The sequence below is a fragment of the Vibrio sp. CJQ_6 genome, assembly GCF_043106745.1.
GTDB lineage: Bacteria > Pseudomonadota > Gammaproteobacteria > Enterobacterales > Vibrionaceae > Vibrio > Vibrio furnissii.
Map to the genome: position 1 here is coordinate 26971 of NZ_JBICMV010000036.1, position 20746 is coordinate 47716.

Genomic DNA, 20746 nt, shown 5'->3' on the forward strand with positions numbered 1-20746 from the left:
TTAAAATCCATACTGTTCAAGCACTTTCTACATCAATGATGTTTTGAAATTCACAGTCAGACTCAAGAACATACCATTAATAATAACCAGTACAACAGCGGCCTACGGCAAGCTGTTGTACTGGTTATTATATATTTAATATCAAGATCCTATCACAACCCTAGCTCTCAGTTCATTTCGCAACATTCGCACAATCACCAAATCACAGACACCCGAAGCAAAGCGAGTCCCTATCTCTCGCATAGAAACTCAAGCACAAGCATATAGTTCAGAGCACACCGAGAGCCGAGACACTAATCCCGCACAATTACCACCAGAAGGTACTCTAGTAGCCACCGAATAAGCTTAGGACAGCGATATTCACACACTGATGGTTAGTAATAGCGATGGAGAATACCGCCATTTATTACACTTTAATGAGGTCGGTAAGTCAGCGTACTAACACCTAACCCATTTTTTCTTGGACTGAGGACTACGCTTGATTTGGTTATTTTTGGAAAGCTCATTGATTGCCTTGGTAAAATCTGACTTTGACAGCCCTAGCTGCTTTTGAAAGCTAGGATCTAAAGCACGAGGAGACTTCAAAGCATGAAGAAGCTTGTCTTCAGGAGATTTTTGAGGTGTCTGTTGTGGCTTAACAATTGGAACAACGGTATTCTCTCTAGTCCTGATGCTTTGAAAAGGTGCGCCTAATTGCTTGCACTGAAATTCAAATGCTGAAATTAAACTTTCATCGTTACTGTATAGCTCAAAATGAACAGAGCCCAACTGCTTTTTATCTAAAGCAAGTAGTACCCTAGAAAGATATGCAATGATATAGAAATCGGCTTGATTCTGACCTGTCGGATAGTCAGATAAGAACAGGTACAACGACTTTTCACAAACAAGCTTGACTGAATCTGACTTAGAAAAAACAAAGACTTTATCAACAACAGAAGCGTTAATTTTTTCTAGCTCCTTAAGTCCTACATTTTCAGCATCGACGAAAATCATCTTCATAGTTGGCCAAGCTCCATTTATTCACCACTATAAAGAAGATTACACAGTTGCATATTGATATCAACTTGGAGTTAATTCATCTGTGTGATTGATTGTAGATGTATTACCCCAACGCGTTTACTACACACACCGCAAAACCTCCTATCTCAAACCGACTTTTCGACTATCCATCAAAACGATCAGTTGTTCTATAAAGGCAAAGCTAAAACCTCATAGCACCGTAAAGTCACCATGGTCGTACCATGGTTCTTCTCGCTCGAAGCCCTTGGTAATACTGGCTTGTGCGACGGCTGCTTTTTGCATTTGTTGGATTTACTAGGATTCCCTTGCGCACAGAATCGTCAAGCGATGAACCATATATGGACCATGGGAGAAATTTTAAGGTAGATAAAGTGAGTCTATTTTGGGAAGATAAGAGGCGATAGCAGGAAAGGAAAACTGAGGTAAGCTTTTGATTAGCCTAGAAACAACAAAGCCCCGACTGTCGTCGAGGCTTTGTCATATGAATCATGGTACCGATGGGCGGACTTGAACCGCCACTCCCGAAGGAAACGGATTTTGAATCCGTCGTGTCTACCAATTTCACCACACCGGCATCTTAGGGTATGTCCCTTTGATGGTTGGCCATTATACGGAAGAAACGGCTTGGCGCAATAACAAAATATTGAAAACTAAATCGTTTGCTGAATATTTCGCCATGACGGCCATTTTCCGTTCACATGGCGCCCTCAGCCCTTGCTATTCCTCAACCAATTGCTGCACTACGCAATTGCGGCCCTGCGCTTTGGCACGGTACAACGCCATATCTGCGCGACGAAAAATGGCGGTTTCATTATCCATCGGTTGATAACACGTCACACCAAGACTGATGGTAAAAGCAGGTAGGCCATCCAACTGCAGCGCTTCCATTTGTGCTCGCAGGGTTTCTGCGAGTGTATACGTCGTGTCGATGTCCTGCATCGGGAGCAAAATCGCGAACTCTTCGCCGCCGAGTCGAAATAAGGTGTCTGTCGCGCGAATGCGTTGTTGCAACTGTTTGACCAATTGTTGCAGCAGTTGATCCCCGACCTGATGGCCGAATTGATCGTTCACCTGTTTGAAGTAATCCACATCCAACACAATCAGGCCAAACGAATAGCCACCGCGCTGCGCCAAACCAAGCTGCATCTCAATTTGTTCGTCCCATTTATGCCGGTTGAAAGCACCAGTCAGTTTGTCCTGAGTTGCCAACATCAGCAGTTGCTTTTCGATTTGCTCGCGACAGGTAATTTCCTGCGCCAATCGAGACATCACCACTTTGATGTCGTGTTCTAGTTCAGCCAACTCATCGTTGGTCTTCACCTGTTCGGCGACCTCAACCGCGAACGCTTCACCGTGATCCAACGAGCTATTAAGGGTTTTGATCTCACCTTTGATGCGTTGAATGCGCTGTAAAATGGCGCGCACAATGTATACCGTCAGCAATAGCCCGAGCACCACCGCACACAATCCCAACAAAAAGCTGACCAACAAAAAATCTTCCTCGTGCTGCTCAGTGTAGAGCGCGTCATTGTTGGTCATGTCCCTGAGTTGCTGCAAAATCGTATTCTCAGCGTGTTCCAACGCTTTCGCCATCGCTTCCATATTCGCACGTTCCGCCTCACTGAGACTCTGGCGATTAAAAACCTGCGCCAGATGCTGTTCAAACACGGCACTTTGCTCGGCGTAGCGTTCGATGGCCCGCATGACGTCTTGATGATCTTGTTCATCGAGCACAATTTTGTGTGAGTGAAGGTTTTCGGCAATCAGCATGACGGCACGATCCAACAAGTTTTTCAGTTTTTGTTGTTGGAATATCAGTTGTTGATGAGGGGTGCGCGCCTGATGACCGCGTTGGCGTTCAAGTTGAAACTGTTCAAATTGCAGATGTTGTTCGAGTTCGATGAATTCCACCTGGCGCACGATTTGATTCAGCGGAATATCCAGATAAGCGACTTCACGCATCTCCTTTTCAATCCGCTTAATTTTGTAGCTGGAGTAAACGATGACGCATAACAGAAACGACAACAGCAGCACAAACAGACCACCAATCTTCTGTTTGATCGAGGCGTGAGACCAGTTAAAGACGGACATGAGAAACCTTGCCATACGATGTGAGAACTCGGTCGATGCCCCTTTGCGCGTGACATTCACAGAGCGCCATTCGGCCGAAAAAGAAGCGTTTCATTCTACCCCGCTCGTGGCGTGTGACAAGGTGTCTACCGCCGTATTTTCGACCTTTCTCAGATGACCCAGCACGCTCTGTGAACGGGGAAAGTTGGCGCCGATTGATGAAGCTGTGCGACAGCTCTCTTTTCAGCATAGCGCTCAGCCGATATGCTTGCCGCCTTTATGGAAGACGAAAGGTTGTTATGAGCACATCAACTCTGCCCCCTGCGGGACTGTTTCGCCGTCTTGGCGCCCTGTTTTATGATTCACTGGTGGTGATGGCTATCTTAATGATTGCTGGCGGTGTGGTGGTGGCCGTGCTGGAAGCACTGGTTGCTGCGGGACTCTTCAACTATGCGCCTTATCAAGATGCCGGCGATCTCCTCACGCGTCATCCGATCTGGAACCCGGTTTACACGCTCTATCTGGCAGCATGCTGGCTCTATTTCTTTGTCTACTTCTGGACGCGTGGCGGACAAACGCTGGGCATGCGTGCTTGGAAGATTGTCGTGCGTAACGCAGATGGTCACCGCATCAGCACGACCCAAGCCCTAATTCGACTGGCAACCTCGCTCTTTGGTTTGGGGAATTTGACTGTGCCACTGGATCCGAAAAAGCGCGCGTTTCAAGACATGTGGGCAAATACAGAAGTCGTGGTGCTCCCGAAAGTGCGTTAACACGCCATCGGCCAAACGGGCACAGACAAAAAAAGGAAGGCCATGCCTTCCTTTTTCGTTTTACAATTTTCGTCTCAGGAGCAACAAGGCAATACTGAGGAACACGATGCTCGGCGCCACAGCACCAAACACCGGTGGAATGCCATACACCAAACTGAGCGGGCCGAAAAATTCACTGGAAATATAGAAGGTAAATCCAGCGATCACCCCAGACAAAATCCGCGCGCCCATGGTCACGCTACGCAACGGACCAAAGATAAACGACAGCGCCATCAGCATCATGACAGCAATCGAAAACGGCTGCGTGATCTTACGCCAAAACGCCAATTCATAACGCGATGCATCTTGCTCGGACGCCTTCAAATAATGCACGTAATCATACAAACCGCTCAGTGCCAGTTCTTCCGGCTTCACTGTCACCACGGCCAACTTGTCCGGCGCCAGTGACGTCTCCCAACGGTATTCTGGCAACGACTGTTTGGTGATCACCACGTCGTCATTCATGTCGGTCACTTCCACATCTTTCATCACCCAACTGTTCCCGCCGAGGTAATCGACCTGCTTGGCAAAAATCACATGCCGCAGTTGTTTGTGCTCGTCGAACCGCCACATGTTCATGCCGTAAAGGCGATTGTCATCAATCTTTCCGATGAAGATAAAGTCGTTAATGTCACGCGCCCACACCCCGGTACGCACCGAGAGAATCTTACCGCCAGAAGTGGCAAAGGCACGCAGGTCACGCGCTGCTTTTTGCGCTTGTGGCGCCCCCCACTCCCCGAGCAGCGTGATGATGATCATCAGCGGCACCGCCGTTTTGAGCACCGACAAACCGATGTCTAATTTCGAGAAACCCGCAGCCTGCATAACCACCAGCTCAGAGCTTGCCGCCAACGCACCCAGGCCGATCAGCGCGCCCAACAGCGCGGCCATCGGGAAAAACATTTCAATGTCCCGGGGAATACTCAATACCACAAACAGCAAGGCCTGCATCAAATCGTAGGTACCGTCACCCACTTTGCGCAGCTGTTCGACGTATTTAATAATGCCAGACAACCCCACAAACGTAGCCAAAACCAGCATAGTGGTTGCGATAATGGTCCGGCCAATGTACCAGTCAAGAATCTTAAACACGACTTACGCCACCTTTCTCTTCTGTTTTATTTTGTCTTTGAATTTTCTTACCGGAACACTGTCGAGCGTATTGGCAATGATCGCCGCAATCAGCAGGGCCGCATTGATGGGCCACATGCCAACGATGGCCGGAATCGACCCATCTTCCAGTGCCGACTTGGTCGCACTGATGGCCAAAAAGTACGTCAGATAAATCAGGATCGCTGGCCCCATTTTGGCAAAACGCCCCTGACGCGGGTTCACCGCCGACAGCGGTACCACCAGCATGGTCAGCAAAGGAATACACACCACGAGGGAAATACGCCATTGCAATTCGGCTTGCGCACTGCGATCTGCATTCTTGACCAGTTCCAACGTCGGAATCGCTTCCCAGTCACGGCCTTTCTCTTTCACCGCGCGCTGGCCAATCAAGCCTTCATATTCATCAAACTTAGTGACCATGTAGTCGACGCGTGTCGGCACACCTTCATAGCGCGTCCCATTGTACATGGTGATCACTTGGCGACCGTCGCTCAGCTCTTTAACATCGCCCGCATCGGAAAACATCACACTCGGTAAAATGGACTCACGCGGCGTCAACTGGGCAACGAACACATTGCTCAGTTTTTTATTTTCGATGTTGTCGATGAACACCACGGACGAGCCATCGGGTGAGCGCTGGAATTGGCCTTTTTGCAGCAAATCGACGCTGTTTTCCGCCGCCAATTGTTCCATCACCGACTGAACTTTGTCTTGGCTCCATGGCGATAACCACAGGGCGTTGAAACCGGCAAGACAAGACGTAATGATGCCAAGGTACAACGCCGCACGAATCAGAAACTTGTTTCCGATCCCGGTCGCGTTCATCACCGTGATTTCACTTTCCGCGTACAGGCGTCCGAAGGTGAGCAGTATCCCGATGTATAGACTCAAAGGCAGCATTAATAGCCCCATCGCAGGCATGTTCAAACCCACGATAGATAGAATTAAGCGAGCTGGAATTTCGCCATCAGACGCATCGGCCAAAACGCGAATAAATTTTTGGCTCAGAAACACTAAAAACAGCACGAAAAAGATTGCTAATTGACTTTTTAGTGTCTCGCGGATCAAATATCTAACAATAATCACGCTGAAATAACCTATGCAAAACTTGTTTTTTTGATTGAATCACTATAATTTCCCGTTGAACCTTTTATTTTTTAAAATTTCGCTATGTGTTAGAGCGCTTACACAAAGGGTAGATCCGATTAAGGATTCAACAAGTAAGAACGCATTATCTAACATTTAGTTCTATTTGTCTTTAGGATGTAGGAGTACGCATGGAGTTCAGTGTTAAAAGTGGTAGCCCTGAAAAACAACGTAGCGCATGTATCGTTGTCGGAGTCTTTGAACCACGCCGCCTTTCTCCAGTAGCAGAACAGCTAGATAAGATCAGCGACGGCTATATTAGTTCACTGCTTCGCCGCGGTGATCTAGAAGGTAAACCGGGGCAGATGCTACTGCTGCATCAAGTGCCAGGTGTCCTATCTGAGCGCGTATTGTTGGTCGGTTGCGGCAAAGAGCGCGAACTGGGTGAACGTCAATACAAAGAAATCATTCAAAAAACCATCAGCACCCTGAATGAAACGGGTTCGATGGAAGCCGTATGCTTCCTGACTGAACTACACGTCAAAGGCCGCGACACCTACTGGAAAGTTCGCCAAGCCGTGGAAGCGACCAAAGATGGCCTGTACACCTTTGATCAATTCAAGAGCGTGAAGCCGGAAACCCGTCGTCCGCTACGTAAGCTGGTGTTCAACGTGCCGACTCGTCGTGAACTGAGCCTCGGTGAGCGCGCAATCACTCACGGTCTGGCCATTGCGTCAGGCGTGAAAGCGTGTAAAGACCTTGGCAACATGCCGCCGAACATCGCTAACCCAGCTTACCTAGCGTCTCAGGCTCGTCGCCTGGCTGACGATTACGAAACCATCACCACCAAAATCATCGGTGAAGAAGAGATGGAAAAACTGGGTATGAGTTCATACCTGGCTGTGGGTCGCGGTTCGAAAAACGAATCCATGATGTCGGTGATCGAATACAAAGGCAATCCTGATGCAGACGCCAAACCGATTGTGTTGGTGGGTAAAGGGCTGACCTTCGATTCAGGTGGTATCTCACTCAAACCGGGTGAAGGCATGGATGAGATGAAGTACGACATGTGTGGTGCGGCATCGGTATTCGGTACCATGAAGGCGATCGCGAAACTGAACCTGCCACTCAACATCATTGGTGTACTGGCGGGCTGTGAAAACATGCCGGGCAGCAATGCGTACCGTCCGGGTGACATTCTGACCACCATGTCCGGTCAAACTGTCGAAGTCCTAAACACCGACGCTGAAGGCCGTCTGGTGCTGTGTGATGCCCTGACATACGTTGAACGCTTCGAACCAGATTGCGTGGTCGATGTGGCCACATTGACAGGCGCGTGTGTGATTGCACTGGGTCATCACATCAGCGGCGTCATGGCGAATCACAATCCACTGGCGCACGAACTGGTGAATGCCTCTGAACAAGCGAGTGACCGTGCATGGCGTCTTCCGCTAGCAGACGAATACCATGAACAGCTGAAAAGCCCGTTTGCCGATATGGCGAACATCGGTGGCCGTCCTGGCGGCGCGATCACAGCAGGTTGTTTCTTGTCTAAGTTTGCCAAGAAGTACAACTGGGCACACGTTGACATCGCGGGCACCGCGTGGCGTTCTGGCGCAGCCAAAGGCTCGACGGGTCGTCCGGTCTCGATGCTTGTCCAATTCCTGCTCAACCGCAGTGGCCAAGAGACCGAGGAATAAACCTCATCCATGAAAAGGGCCGCAAGGCCCTTTTTTGTTTTTCCCAGTTCACCCCACAAGGAGACACGGTTCACCATGGCCACCGCTACGTTTTACATCGTTCGACCCGACTCGCCGCAAGCCACGGCAGCCGGTTTTGAAGCGTATGTTGTGTTTCTGAGTCAGCACTTTGCTCGTCAGGGGGCAAAAGTGTATTTACAGTGCGCGACGCAACAGCACGCCGAACAGATTGCAGAGCGATTCTGGCAAGTCGAAGCCAAAGACTTTCTGGGCCATAATCTGGTGGGGGAAGGGCCGAAATACGGCACCAATATTGAAATTGGCCATGTGGGGGTGAAACCCTCTTGGAACCGACAGCTGGCAATAAATTTGGCCGATAATCATACAACCTTTGCGAAGGCCTTCGCAGAGGTGGTAGACTTCGTCCCCAACGAAGAAAATGCGAAACAGCGGTCTCGCGAGCGTTATAAGTTGTACCGTCAGGCGGGTTATCAACTGCAAACCATCGAGATCCATTATCCGTAGCGGTTCATCCTTATAGTTAAGCTCTCTTTGCAAGAGAACTCACTTATAGCGATTGACCGAATTAACCATCAAAGTATCCATTAAAGAGCACTATGGAAAAGACATACAACCCAACATCCATCGAACAAGATCTGTATAAGACTTGGGAAGAGAAAGGCTACTTTAAGCCTCACGGTGACACATCAAAAGACGCGTACAGCATCATGATTCCGCCACCGAACGTCACTGGTAGCCTGCACATGGGTCACGCCTTCCAAGACACCATTATGGATACCTTGATCCGTTGCCAACGCATGAAAGGTAAAAATACGCTGTGGCAAGTGGGTACGGACCATGCGGGTATCGCAACTCAGATGGTTGTTGAGCGTAAGATCGCTGCCGAAGAAGGCAAAACCAAACACGATTACGGTCGTGATGCGTTCATCGACAAAATCTGGGAATGGAAAAACGAATCCGGTGGCACCATCACCAAACAGTTGCGTCGCCTAGGTGCGTCTGTCGACTGGGACCGTGAGCGCTTCACCATGGATGACGGCTTCTACAAAGCGGTTCAGGAAGTGTTCGTTCGTCTGTACAAAGACGACCTGATCTACCGCGGCAAACGCCTGGTCAACTGGGATCCAAAACTGCACACCGCAATTTCGGATCTGGAAGTTGAAAACAAAGATGTGAAAGGCCACATGTGGCACTTCCGCTACCCGCTGGCTGATGGCGTGAAAACGGCTGAAGGCAAAGACTACATTGTGGTCGCCACCACACGTCCTGAAACCATGCTGGGCGATACCGGTGTTGCGGTTAACCCAGAAGATCCGCGTTACAAAGATCTGATCGGTAAAGAAATCATTCTGCCGCTTGTGGATCGTCGCATTCCTATCGTGGGCGATGAGCACGCGGACATGGAAAAAGGCACCGGCTGTGTGAAAATCACACCAGCGCACGACTTCAACGACTACGAAGTCGGTAAGCGTCACCAGCTCCCCATGATTAACATTCTGACATTCGATGCGAACATTCGTGATGCAGCCGAAGTCTTCAACTCAAACGGCGAAGCCAGCACCGCTTACGGCACTGAGATTCCTGCGAAATACCAAGGCATGGAGCGTTTTGCTGCGCGTAAAGCGATCGTGGCAGAATTCGACGAACTGGGTCTGCTGGAAGAAATTAAAGATCACGACCTGACCGTGCCTTACGGCGACCGAGGCGGCGTGGTGATCGAACCGATGCTGACGGACCAATGGTACGTACGCGCAGGCATTCTGGCAAAACCAGCGGTTGAAGCGGTTGAAAACGGCGACATTCAATTCGTACCGAAGCAATACGAAAACATGTACTTCTCTTGGATGCGTGACATTCAAGACTGGTGTATCTCGCGTCAGCTGTGGTGGGGTCACCGCATTCCGGCGTGGTACGACGCACAAGGCAATGTTTATGTTGGCCGCAACGAAGACGAAGTGCGCGCAGACAACAACATTCCTGCGGATGTGGCACTGAGCCAAGATGAAGACGTACTGGATACTTGGTTCTCTTCTGCACTGTGGACCTTTGGTACACTGGGCTGGCCAGAGAAAACAGATGCGCTGAAAGTCTTCCACCCATCTGAAGTGTTGGTGACCGGTTTTGACATCATCTTCTTCTGGGTTGCCCGTATGATCATGATGACCATGCACTTCATCAAAGATGAAGACGGCAAACCACAAGTGCCATTCAAAACCGTGTACGTAACCGGTCTGATCCGTGACGAAAACGGCGACAAGATGTCGAAATCGAAAGGCAACGTGCTGGATCCGATCGACATGATCGACGGCATCGATCTTGAGTCACTGGTGACCAAGCGCACGGGCAACATGATGCAGCCGCAACTGGCAGCGAAGATCGAGAAAAACACACGTAAAACGTTTGAAAACGGTATCGAACCTTACGGTACTGACGCACTGCGCTTTACCCTAGCCGCAATGGCATCAACTGGCCGCGATATCAACTGGGATATGAAGCGTCTGGAAGGTTACCGTAACTTCTGTAACAAACTGTGGAACGCAAGCCGTTACGTCATGATGAATACAGAAGAGCAAGATTGTGGCTTTGGCGCGGGTGCTGAGCTGGACTACTCGCTGGCAGACAAATGGATCGAATCTCAGTTTGAACTGGCTGCCAAAGCGTTCAACGAGCACATCGACAACTACCGTCTGGATATGGCCGCGAACACGCTGTACGAGTTCATCTGGAACCAATTCTGTGACTGGTACCTAGAGCTGACAAAACCCGTACTGTGGAAAGGCAGTGAAGCGCAACAACGCGCAACACGTCGCACCCTGATCACCGTATTGGAAAAAACGCTACGTCTGGCTCACCCAGTTCTGCCATACATCACTGAAACCATCTGGCAAAGCATCAAGCCACTGGTTGATGGTGTGGAAGGCGATACCATCATGCTGCAGGCGCTGCCTCAGTTTGATGCGGCGAACTTCCACCAAGACGCGCTGGATGATATCGAGTGGGTGAAAACCTTCATCACCGCGATTCGTAACCTGCGTGCCGAGTACGACATCAACCCAGGTAAACCACTGGATGTGATGCTCAAAGCCGCAAGCGACAGCGATGCTGCGCGTCTGGAAGCGAACAAACAAGTGTTGATGTCTCTGGCGAAACTGGAAAACGTTCGCATACTGACTGCCGGTGAAGAAACACCCGCGTGCGCAACAGCACTGGTTGGCAAATCTGAACTGATGATCCCAATGGCGGGTCTGATCGACAAAGACGCTGAGCTGGCACGTCTGGCAAAAGAAATCGCCAAAACCGAAGGTGAAGTGAAACGCATCGAAGGCAAACTGAGCAACGAAGGCTTTGTTGCAAAAGCGCCAGAAGCGGTCATCACCAAAGAGCGTGAAAAACTAGACGGTTACAAAGAAACCTTGGTGAAACTGGCTGAGCAGCAAGCGACCATCGCGGCGCTGTAAAACAGACCTTCACCCAAGCAAAAGGCAGCGAATTCGCTGCCTTTTTTATTGCCTTGCGTTAACGCTGTGGACACGCGCAGGTCAAACAATACGATTCTGCTGACGACCTTCAACAAACGCCTGAATATTATCGATCAGAATACTGGCCAGTTTTTGAATCGCAGAATCACTGCCCCACGCCACATGTGGCGTCAGCAGCAAATTGGGTAAGTCCATATTGGCAACCAACGGATTGGTGATGTCTGCGGGCTCCTGAGTGAACACATCCACCCCTGCCCCGGCAATCTGACGTCTTTTCAACGCATCCACCAGCGCCACTTCATCCACTAAACCGCCGCGCCCCGCGTTGATCAGCAGCGCGTTCGGTTTCATCTGCGCCAGCTCCGCTTCACCAATCAGATGGTGGGTGGCTTCTGTTAACGGACAATGCAGCGTCAGCACATCGGCCTGTTGCAACACTTGCTCGAACGGCGTGTAGCCTGCGCGGCAAGTCGACACACCTTTGTGTTCCGCAAACAGCACCGTCATGCCCAGCGCTTTCGCCAGTGTCGCAGTGCCTTGTCCCAACGTGCCGCCACCGACCACACCCAGCGTGCTGCCTGCGATATCGCCAATCGGATGGGTAAAGAAACAGAACTGCTTGTTGCGTTGCCATTCACCAGCGGCAATATCGTGGTGATAGCCCATTAGATTCCGGCGCAGAGCAAACATCATCGCGACCACATGCTCAGGCACCGATTGGGTCGCATACCCCTGCACGTTGCACACCGCAATGTGGTGGGCGCGGCAATAGTCGATATCCACGTTGTTGAACCCCGTGGCAGACACCGCAATTAAGCGCACTTTCGGCAATTGCGCCAAGATCGCAGCGCTCAGCACCACTTTATTGGTGATCACGATTTCTGCCTCTTGCAAGCGCTCGACCACCTGCTCCGGCGCGGTGAAATCAAACTCTTGCCAGCGATGGGAAAACGTCAGTGCGGGCACATGAATGTGGCGGGGAATCGTTGCGCGATCGAGGAATACAACAGTGGGTAAAGCCATAATTTCTCCTTTGCCTACCCACTGCCATCAATGACACATGATCGATTAAGGACGGGGTAGTTTTTTATAATCCGGCAATTTTCGCTCAGGATCGAAATGCTGCAATATCTCTTCCTGCGCTTCGGGATAGAAGTCACACGGAACAAAGATCGAACGTAACCAATGACTGCGAGGATGATAAAAGCTCAGCTCCGCGGCATGCAACGCCAGTCGATCCGTAAAATCGATCGCTTCTTGCGGCGCGTAAAACTCATCGCCGACAATCGGATGCCCGAGTGCCTGCATGTGCACGCGCAGTTGGTGTGACCGGCCAGTAATCGGCAGCAGGCGCACCACGGTGGTGTGCGCTTCACGTTTGACGACCTGAAACAATGTCTGCGATGGTTTCCCTGTTTCATGACAAACCATCTGTTTCGGGCGATTTGGCCAATCGCAAATCAGCGGCAGATCGATCTCACCTTCATCCTGCGCCATCACACCCCACACGCGAGCGTAATAAATTTTATGCGTCAGACGATATTGGAACTGTTTCTTGAGCGCCGCTTCCATGTACTTGTCTTTGGCAAACAGCATCAGCCCCGAAGTTGACATGTCCAAACGGTGCACCACTTGAATCTCCGGATATTGCGCTTGCAGGCGGCTCCACATGCTATCGTGGTGCTCCGCCAGACGGCCCGGCACGGAAAGTAAACCGGACGGTTTGTTTACCGCCAGAATGTAGTCATCCTCAAAGACCACATCAATCCACGGATCCGTTGGTGGGTGGTACTCGGTCATTGCCATAAATTTCTCTCGCAAACGCGCTGATAATAAAAAACGGCGCATTATATACCCAACATCACCTCTGAATCACGCCTTGGTGTCGCGCCTGCCGCGGCGCCCCCGCCATCATAGCGCCACTTCAGGCTTTATCCTGCCCTTTCATGACGTGAACAAAAAGTTACGCCGAAGTTGTAAGTATAAATTGACACTAACAATCAGTGTGATATTGATGAAGGGTATTGACAAAAAAATCAGCCAATCCCACGCAGGACAAGGCAAATCATAAATACAATCAAACACAACATAACAATTCATAAGGAACAAGAATGGAAAACGCCGTCCCTTATTCATCCGAACAACGGCTCTCTTTACCTCAACTGCTTCGATCTTTGGGTCCGGGCATCATGATGGCTGCTGCTGCCGTTGGCGGCTCTCATCTGGTGGCTTCGACCAAAGCGGGGGCCATTTATGGCTGGCAACTCGCGATCCTCATTCTGCTGGTCAACCTGTTTAAATACCCCTTTTTCAAAGCAGGCGTTCAGTACACCATGGGCACAGGCGACAGCTTGGTCGAAGGTTACGCCAAAATGGGCAAACCTTACCTGTGGATCTTTGCGGTTCTGGCGGTGTTCTCCGGCATCGTCAATACCGCAGCGCTGCTGATGTTCAGTGCCAGCTTGCTGAGTTACTTCATTCCGTTTGAGCTGTCGTTGCCGGTGTTGTCTGGCATCGTGCTCGCCACCTGCCTCATCATTCTGTTTGCCGGTCACTACCGCGCGCTGGATACGCTGTCGAAGGTGATCATGGCGGTCTTGACCATCGCGACGCTGCTGGCCGTGGTGATTGCTGCCGCTAACCCAGCACCCGCGACCATCGTTGCCGAAGCGCCATCGCCGTGGACACTGGCAGCCATCGGCTTCTTGGTGGTGACCATGGGCTGGATGCCAGCCCCGATTGAGATTTCATCCCTCACGTCTGTGTGGCTGAAAAGTCAATGTCGTCACCAACGCGTCACACCGCAATCGGCGCTGTTTGACTTCAACGTCGGCTACATTGGCACCGCGATTCTGGCGATTGTCTTCCTCGCGCTGGGCGCGTTGGTGTTGCATGGCAGCGGTGTCGAACTGTCGAAATCCGGTGTGGGCTTCTCGCATCAGTTGGTCGGTTTGTATGCCTCCACCATCGGAGAGTGGTCACGCTACCTGATTGCGGTAATTGCGTTCTTCTGTATTTTCGGCAGTACCATTACGGTGATTGATGGCTACTCACGCGTGATTGCCGAATCGCAGCGTCTGCTGAAAGAGCAGCCAGAGCAGAGCCCGAAAGTGTTGCAAGGCTGGATGATTCTGGTCTCGGCGGCGGCCCTGGCGATCATCATGTTCTTCGCGTCAGCGCTGATGCCGCTGCTCAACTTTGCGATGATCATGGCGTTCATGACCACGCCCGTATTTGCCTTGCTGAACTACATTTTGGTGACGCGCACGGAACTGCCGCAAGAGCTGAAAGTGGGTCCGAAGCTCAAAGCGCTGTCGATTCTCGGACTGATTTACCTATTTGGGTTTTTAGCGCTGTTCATCTGGTGGCAGTGGTTGATGTAATCGCTAGCTCACCGACACAAAAAAGGCCTTCCGTTGGAAGGCCTTTTGCGTTTCAGCGCACTTAGTTGTGTGCGACCACAATCATGCGCAGGGAATCCAGTTGGTACTGCGCCTGCGCGATGTAACCGGTCAATTCCTCAATCTGCTGCTCCAGCACCTCAATCTCTTCATCACGAATGTTCGGGTTGACCGCTTTAAGCGCCTGTAAACGCTCTAGCTCCCCGTTGAGGATTTGATGCATCTCTTTCTGCGCTTGCTCGCGAATCGCCTTCACCTGTTCCATCACTGGCGTTTCACTGGCGGTAATCAAACGATGGACATCGTTTTGCACTGAGCTCACAAGTTTGCTGGCCAAATGACGGTTCACCGGGCTGAGCTGACGGTTAAACGCTTCAAACTCCACCTGCGCCGACAAATCATTGCCACGCGCATCCATCAACATGCGGATTGGCGTTTGTGGCAGGAAGCGGCTAATCCCAGTGCGTTTGGGGGCTTGCGCATCCACCACGTACACCAGCTCAAGCAAAATCGTGCCCACGGGCAGCGCTTTGTTTTTCAGCAGCGAGACCGCAGAAACGCCCACGCCTTCGCTCATCAGTAAGTCGATGCCGCCTTGCACCATCGGGTGCTCCCAGCTGATAAAGTGCATGTCTTCACGCGACAGCGCGGTATCACGATCGAAGGTGATGGTTGCGCCTTCATACGGCAAACCGGGATAGCTCGGTACCATCATGTGCTCCGACGGCGTCACCACCAGCGCGTTCTCACCACGGTCTTCTTGGTTAAGGCCGATGGTATCAAACAGGCTCAACGCAAACGTCACCAGATTGGTGTCGCCATCAGTCGCGGCGATTTGCTTGGCAATCTGCTCCGCTTTGTCGCCCCCGTTAGAGTGCATTTCCAGCAGGCGGTCACGGCCTTGCTCAAGCTGCGCTTTGAGCGCCTTGTTCATTTTGGCCGATTCATCGATGATCGCATCCAGCTCGCTGTCATCGCCGGAAGCCAGAATCGGAATCAGGCGTTCGGCAAACTCATCGTACACCGCGCGGCCTGTCGGACAGGTTTCGGCAAACGCGTTCAGGCCTTCGTTGTACCAACGCGCCAAAATCGCCTGCGACGTGCCTTTGAGGTAAGGCACATGAATGTCGATGTCGTTCTTCTGACCGATACGGTCAAGACGACCGATACGCTGCTCCAGCAAGTCTGGGTTGAATGGCAAATCGAACATCACCAATTGGCTGGCGAATTGGAAGTTACGACCTTCTGAGCCGATTTCGCTACAGATCAGCACCTGCGCGCCACCCTCTTCTTGGGCAAAGTACGCCGCCGCTTTGTCGCGTTCCAGAATCGACATGCCTTCGTGGAAGACGGTCGCACGAATGCCTTCCCGCTCACGCAGCGCTTGTTCCAGTTGCAATGCAGTGCTGGCGCGAGATGCGATCACCAGAATCTTGTCACTGCGTTTGGCTTTGACTTTTTCAAGCAACCAGTTCACACGGGAATCAAACTGCCACCAGCTGGCGTCGTCGCCTTCAAACTCTTGGAAGATCTCTTCCGGATAGAGCATTTTCATCGCACGTGCTTCAGGGCTGAGCTTACCGCCAATCATGCCAGCAACACGCATCGACGTGGTGTACTGCTGTGGAATGTCCATCGCCATCAAGTGCACATTGCGCACCGGGAAGCCTTTGATTGCCGCGCGAGTGTTACGAAACAGCACGCGTCCCGTGCCGTGACGGTCCATCAGGTTATCAATCAGCTCTTGGCGTGCGGATGCCTTCTCGGCGTCATCCGCTTGGCTTTCCAACACACGGAACAACGGCTCGACATCTTGCTCTGACAACAGCTCAGTAATTTGGTTTTTCGCCTCGTTTGGCAGCACCTGACCAGAGAACAGCGCGCTCACCGCATCTGCCACCGGTTCGTATTGCGCTTCTTCTTGCACGAACGCGTCGTAGTCATAGAAGCGGTCCGCATCAAGCAGACGCAGACGAGCAAAGTGGCTTTCGCGGCCCAATTGCTCTGGCGTTGCCGTCAGCAGCAGCACGCCCGGCGTGCGCTCTGCCAACGCTTCAATCACCTGATATTCACGGCTCGGTTTGTCTTGGCTCCATGACAAGTGATGCGCTTCATCGACCACCAACAGATCCCACTCCGCATCCAACGCTTGTTCAAAACGCTGACGGCTCTTACGCAGAAAGTCGAGCGAACACAGGACGAACTGCTGGGTTTCAAATGGGTTGTCGGCTTCCGCGAACGCTTCCACGCAGCGCTCTTCATCAAACACGGAGAAATGCAGGTTAAAACGACGCAGCATTTCCACCAACCATTGGTGCTGCAGGGTTTCTGGCACCACGATCAGAATACGTTCCGCGCGGCCAGACAGCACTTGTTGGTGAATGATCATGCCCGCTTCGATGGTTTTACCCAGGCCCACTTCGTCGGCCAACAGCACACGCGGCGCATGACGACGGCCCACTTCATGGGCGATGTACAACTGGTGCGGGATCAAGCCTGCACGCATGCCACACAGGCCACGCATCGGGCTCTTGTGTTGTTGATACTGGTTGGTCAGCGCGCGATAGCGCAGCACAAAGTTGTCCATGCGATCAATTTGACCAGCGAACAGTTTGTCCTGCGGTTTGTTAAAGCGAATTTGGTTGCTGAGGAAAATTTCGCGCAGCGCGACGCCCGATTCTTCGGTGTCTTGACGTGTGCCCAGATAAGTCAACAGACCGTTCTCTTCCACCACTTGTTCCACGGTGAGCGACCAGCCTTCTTGGCAGTCAATCACGTCGCCGACATTAAACGTCACACGGGTTACCGGGGCATCATTACGTGCGTACACGCGGTTTTCTTCGGATGCAGCAAACATCAGTGTCACGGTACGGGCGTCCATCGCGACCACTGTACCTAAACCTAAATCGCTTTCCGTATCGCTTATCCAGCGTTGCCCCAAAGCAAAAGTCATGAATCGACTACCTCATCAATTTGGATTGGAATTTAAAGTGACCTGCGACCACAAGAAGGGAGAGTCTAATTATGATAGTTCTGAAAGCGTGGTGCAGAAAAAGGTCGCTAATCTTACTTGATGGCGTGATGGAGGTCACGCCCATTCCCTGCTTTTTTTCGTCAAGATCTAACTGACATCAAACTGTAAGAAACCAGTGGCATTTGTAAAAGACAAAGTTGCTATAATCGTTTTGAAGGCGCGACAAACTGAGGTGAAAACCTTGGCACAAAGTCTGCAAGTTCAAACAGAGAGTATCAACACGGGTTTGCACCAGTCGACAAGTGATCGAAAGCCTGCCCAATGCGTACGATCCTTGGCTGCACTGATGGCAAACATCCTTTGCAAAGCAAGCTACAACGTAGCAAGGAGACGCTTATGGGCGATACCGATCGGAAACTGTTTGTACTGGATACCAATATCCTGCTTCATGAACCGCTAGCCATCTACTCCTTCCAAGAACATGATGTGGTCATTCCTATGACCGTCCTCGAAGAACTCGACCGAATCAAAGACAGCAAACGCGATGTTGCACGTGATGCGCGTGTGGCGATTCGGGCGTTGGAGAATATGTTCCACGACGCGACTCCAGATGAGATTTCAGAAGGGATTCCGTTTACCAAGCACGGCAGTGCGACCGGCACCATTTCTATCCTTGCCGACTACGATGTGCACGAAAGCGTCAAAGCATTTACCGACAAAGAGGGCGACAACCGAATCCTCAATGCGGTGCTCCATCTGCAGAACAAACGAGCACCCCGCTCGGTGGTGCTGATCACTAAAGACATCAACATGCGCTTGCGTGCCAAAGGCGCCGGCGTGCGGTTTGTGGAAGATTATCGCACCGACCAACTGATCGACGACGTTCAGTACTTAACCAAAGGATTTCAAACCCGTCCGGGGCATTTTTGGGACAAAGTGGATAGCGTCGATAGCTACACCTTGGGCGGAAAAACGTTCCATAAATTGGATCGCGAACCGTTTGAACCCACCTACATCAACCAATACGTGCTCGATGAAGAGAGCGACTTCGCCGCACGGGTTGAAACCATCACCGAAGACCAAATCACCCTGCGCGATCTCAGTCGTGAACGCATGTTGCACCGCAAAGCGTGGGACATTACCCCCAAAAACATCTACCAAGGCATGGCGCTTGATGCCCTGCTCGACCCAGACATCGATCTGGTGATCCTGACCGGCGCGGCGGGGAGTGGGAAAACATTGCTGGCCATGGCTGCCGCACTTGAACAAACCATTGAGAAGAAGATGTTCGACAAGATCATCGTCACACGCAATACGCCAGACATCGGCGAATCGATTGGTTTTCTACCGGGCACCGAGGAAGAGAAAATGATGCCTTGGCTGGCGGCGGTCACCGATACCTTAGAAGCGCTGCATAAAAACGACCACTGCACGGAAGGGTCGCTGAAATACATCGTCGACAAGGCCAACATTCAATTCAAATCCATCAACTTTATGCGCGGCCGTTCGATTCAAGACGCATTCGTGCTACTCGATGAGTGTCAAAACCTCACCGCCTCACAAATCAAAACCATCATTACGCGCTGCGGCGAAGGCACCAAAATCGTCTGCTCCGGGAACCTAGCGCAGATTGACTCCCCTTACCTCACCCCGGTCACGTCCGGGTTAACCTACATGGTGGAGCGCTTCAAAAACTTCGAAGGCAGCGCCAACATCCACCTCAACGGCGTCGTCCGCAGCCGCTTGGCTGAATTCGCCGAAGAGAATTTATAATCACATTTGGCGAGATATTATTTATATCTCGCCACTTTTATTAAAATAATTATTCACTTTTATAGCATTTGTATGTTTAACTAGCCGGACTCAACTGTTACCGCAAAGGACTGAGATATGGCTTTCAATTTACGTCACCGCAATTTTCTCAAACTGCTCGATTTCACCCCGAAAGAAATTCAGTTTCTGCTGGATCTGTCTGCCGAACTGAAACGCGCAAAATATGCGGGTACCGAGCAGAAAACCCTAACGGGCAAAAACATCGCGCTCATTTTTGAAAAGTCCTCTACTCGCACCCGATGTGCGTTTGAAGTGGCAGCGTTTGATCAGGGCGCGCAAGTGAGTTACCTCGGTCCATCAGGCTCGCAAATCGGCCACAAAGAATCGATGAAAGACACCGCACGCGTACTCGGCCGCATGTACGATGGCATTCAATACCGTGGTTTTGGCCAAGAGATCGTCGAAGAACTCGGCCAGTTCGCCGGTGTTCCCGTCTGGAATGGCTTAACCGATGAATTCCACCCGACCCAAATTTTGGCCGATTTTCTGACCATGCAAGAGCACGGACGCGGCAAAGCGCTGCATGAAATCAGCTTTGCTTACTTGGGTGATGCACGTAACAACATGGGCAACTCACTGATGGTCGGCGCGGCGAAAATGGGCATGGATATCCGTCTGGTTGCACCAAAAGCATTCTGGCCAGACGCCGATTTGGTGCACACCTGCCAGCAGATTGCCGAGCAAACCGGAGCCACTATTACGCTGACGGAAAATGTCGCTGAAGGGGTGAAAGGGTGTGATTTCCTCTACACCGATGTGTGGGTTTCGATGGGCGAAGCCGCCGATGCATGGGATGAACGCGTCGCCATGATGACCCCATATCAAGTCAACATGCACACCATCGAAGCAACCGGCAATCCGCATGTCAAATTCATGCACTGTCTACCGGCATTCCATAACGATGAAACCACCATCGGCAAACAAGTTGCTGAGAAATACGGCATGAAAGGGCTGGAAGTGACGGAAGAGGTGTTTGAATCCGACTACGCGATCGTATTTGATGAAGCCGAAAACCGCATGCACACCATCAAAGCGGTGATGGTCGCAACGCTAGGTTCTTGAGTTCCCGAGACAACTCGGTATGTGATCCGAGCGAGCGAAAGCAGCGAACAACGCGACAGTGACCAGGATGCAGAAGATTGTGAGTTAATCGCTTGCGCTCACACAAACTAGGCGTATAATGCCGAGCAATTTGTCTGAGGGGTCGCCGGTGAAACTAGTCCAGGTCACACATTAC

Annotated in this window: 14 protein-coding genes and 1 tRNA gene; 7 read left to right on the forward strand and 8 right to left on the reverse strand. The window is 51.3% G+C overall.

From position 1 onward, the window contains the following. Positions 1–438: 438 nt before the first annotated feature. From ACF8PK_RS20395 to ACF8PK_RS20405, 3 genes are all read right to left on the reverse strand, one after another. Entirely contained in the window at positions 439–999 is a 561-nt protein-coding gene (locus tag ACF8PK_RS20395; RefSeq protein WP_029841376.1) for a hypothetical protein, read from the reverse strand. A 510-nt stretch (positions 1000–1509) separates the two neighbouring features. After that, positions 1510–1594: transfer RNA gene (locus tag ACF8PK_RS20400), tRNA-Leu, on the reverse strand. 143 nt (positions 1595–1737) lie between these two features. Then, entirely contained in the window at positions 1738–3111 is a 1374-nt protein-coding gene (locus ACF8PK_RS20405) for a GGDEF domain-containing protein (RefSeq protein ID WP_392443347.1), read from the reverse strand. A 278-nt stretch (positions 3112–3389) separates the two neighbouring features. Here ACF8PK_RS20405 and ACF8PK_RS20410 point away from each other — a divergent pair, with 278 nt between their 5' ends. Continuing rightward, a complete protein-coding gene (locus ACF8PK_RS20410; RefSeq protein WP_055465800.1) occupies positions 3390–3863 on the forward strand; it encodes an RDD family protein in 474 nt (157 codons plus the stop codon). Between the two features lie 60 nt (positions 3864–3923). Here the strand turns inward: ACF8PK_RS20410 and lptG are convergent, their stop codons facing one another. After that, complete coding sequence (gene lptG / locus ACF8PK_RS20415; RefSeq protein ID WP_004728688.1) at positions 3924–4994, reverse strand: LPS export ABC transporter permease LptG; 1071 nt, start codon at positions 4992–4994, stop codon at positions 3924–3926. A gap of 3 nt (positions 4995–4997) precedes the next feature. Next, positions 4998–6101 carry an LPS export ABC transporter permease LptF gene (lptF, locus tag ACF8PK_RS20420; protein ID WP_014204393.1) on the reverse strand — a complete coding sequence of 368 codons (1104 nt, stop codon included), beginning with the start codon at positions 6099–6101 and terminating at the stop codon, positions 4998–5000. Positions 6102–6292: 191 nt separating this feature from the next. Between lptF and pepA the strand changes: the two genes are divergently transcribed. From pepA to ACF8PK_RS20435, 3 genes are all read left to right on the forward strand, one after another. Then, the gene (gene pepA / locus ACF8PK_RS20425) at positions 6293–7801 is read left to right on the forward strand and encodes a leucyl aminopeptidase (protein WP_004728686.1); all 1509 of its coding nucleotides are present in this window, start codon (positions 6293–6295) and stop codon (positions 7799–7801) included. 75 nt (positions 7802–7876) lie between these two features. Further along, a complete protein-coding gene (locus ACF8PK_RS20430; RefSeq protein WP_004728685.1) occupies positions 7877–8326 on the forward strand; it encodes a DNA polymerase III subunit chi in 450 nt (149 codons plus the stop codon). 92 nt (positions 8327–8418) lie between these two features. After that, positions 8419–11280, forward strand: a complete 2862-nt coding sequence (locus ACF8PK_RS20435; protein WP_392443352.1) for a valine--tRNA ligase — start codon at positions 8419–8421, stop codon at positions 11278–11280. 81 nt (positions 11281–11361) lie between these two features. Here the strand turns inward: ACF8PK_RS20435 and ACF8PK_RS20440 are convergent, their stop codons facing one another. Further along, a complete protein-coding gene (locus tag ACF8PK_RS20440) occupies positions 11362–12324 on the reverse strand; it encodes a D-2-hydroxyacid dehydrogenase (RefSeq protein ID WP_392443354.1) in 963 nt (320 codons plus the stop codon). 45 nt (positions 12325–12369) lie between these two features. After that, positions 12370–13107 (reverse strand): RluA family pseudouridine synthase, encoded by a 738-nt coding sequence (locus ACF8PK_RS20445; protein WP_038152636.1) that lies wholly within the window; start codon positions 13105–13107, stop codon positions 12370–12372. A gap of 305 nt (positions 13108–13412) precedes the next feature. Here ACF8PK_RS20445 and ACF8PK_RS20450 point away from each other — a divergent pair, with 305 nt between their 5' ends. After that, a complete protein-coding gene (locus ACF8PK_RS20450) occupies positions 13413–14684 on the forward strand; it encodes an Nramp family divalent metal transporter (RefSeq protein WP_392443356.1) in 1272 nt (423 codons plus the stop codon). 61 nt (positions 14685–14745) lie between these two features. Here the strand turns inward: ACF8PK_RS20450 and rapA are convergent, their stop codons facing one another. Further along, a complete protein-coding gene (rapA, locus tag ACF8PK_RS20455) occupies positions 14746–17655 on the reverse strand; it encodes an RNA polymerase-associated protein RapA (protein ID WP_206981738.1) in 2910 nt (969 codons plus the stop codon). A gap of 417 nt (positions 17656–18072) precedes the next feature. On the opposite strand from rapA, the gene ACF8PK_RS20460 reads away from it, so the two are divergent. Both ACF8PK_RS20460 and argF read left to right on the forward strand, forming a co-directional pair. Next, on the forward strand, positions 18073–19449 hold the full coding sequence (locus ACF8PK_RS20460) for a PhoH family protein (RefSeq protein ID WP_004728679.1): 1377 nt from the start codon (positions 18073–18075) through the stop codon (positions 19447–19449). 117 nt (positions 19450–19566) lie between these two features. Next, positions 19567–20571: an ornithine carbamoyltransferase gene (gene argF, locus ACF8PK_RS20465; protein ID WP_392443363.1), complete on the forward strand. Its 1005-nt coding sequence runs from the start codon at positions 19567–19569 to the stop codon at positions 20569–20571. Positions 20572–20746 lie beyond the last annotated feature (175 nt).

Excerpts from the sequence above, each read along its gene's own strand:
- ACF8PK_RS20395 (WP_029841376.1), bottom strand. The coding sequence starts at position 999 with ATGAAGATGATTTTCGTCGATGCTGAAAATGTAGGACTTAAGGAGCTA.
- ACF8PK_RS20405 (WP_392443347.1), bottom strand. The coding sequence starts at position 3,111 with ATGTCCGTCTTTAACTGGTCTCACGCCTCGATCAAACAGAAGATTGGT.
- ACF8PK_RS20410 (WP_055465800.1), top strand. The coding sequence starts at position 3,390 with ATGAGCACATCAACTCTGCCCCCTGCGGGACTGTTTCGCCGTCTTGGC.
- pepA (WP_004728686.1), top strand. The coding sequence starts at position 6,293 with ATGGAGTTCAGTGTTAAAAGTGGTAGCCCTGAAAAACAACGTAGCGCA.
- ACF8PK_RS20430 (WP_004728685.1), top strand. The coding sequence starts at position 7,877 with ATGGCCACCGCTACGTTTTACATCGTTCGACCCGACTCGCCGCAAGCC.
- ACF8PK_RS20435 (WP_392443352.1), top strand. The coding sequence starts at position 8,419 with ATGGAAAAGACATACAACCCAACATCCATCGAACAAGATCTGTATAAG.
- ACF8PK_RS20440 (WP_392443354.1), bottom strand. The coding sequence starts at position 12,324 with ATGGCTTTACCCACTGTTGTATTCCTCGATCGCGCAACGATTCCCCGC.
- ACF8PK_RS20445 (WP_038152636.1), bottom strand. The coding sequence starts at position 13,107 with ATGGCAATGACCGAGTACCACCCACCAACGGATCCGTGGATTGATGTG.
- ACF8PK_RS20450 (WP_392443356.1), top strand. The coding sequence starts at position 13,413 with ATGGAAAACGCCGTCCCTTATTCATCCGAACAACGGCTCTCTTTACCT.
- rapA (WP_206981738.1), bottom strand. The coding sequence starts at position 17,655 with ATGACTTTTGCTTTGGGGCAACGCTGGATAAGCGATACGGAAAGCGAT.
- ACF8PK_RS20460 (WP_004728679.1), top strand. The coding sequence starts at position 18,073 with ATGGGCGATACCGATCGGAAACTGTTTGTACTGGATACCAATATCCTG.
- argF (WP_392443363.1), top strand. The coding sequence starts at position 19,567 with ATGGCTTTCAATTTACGTCACCGCAATTTTCTCAAACTGCTCGATTTC.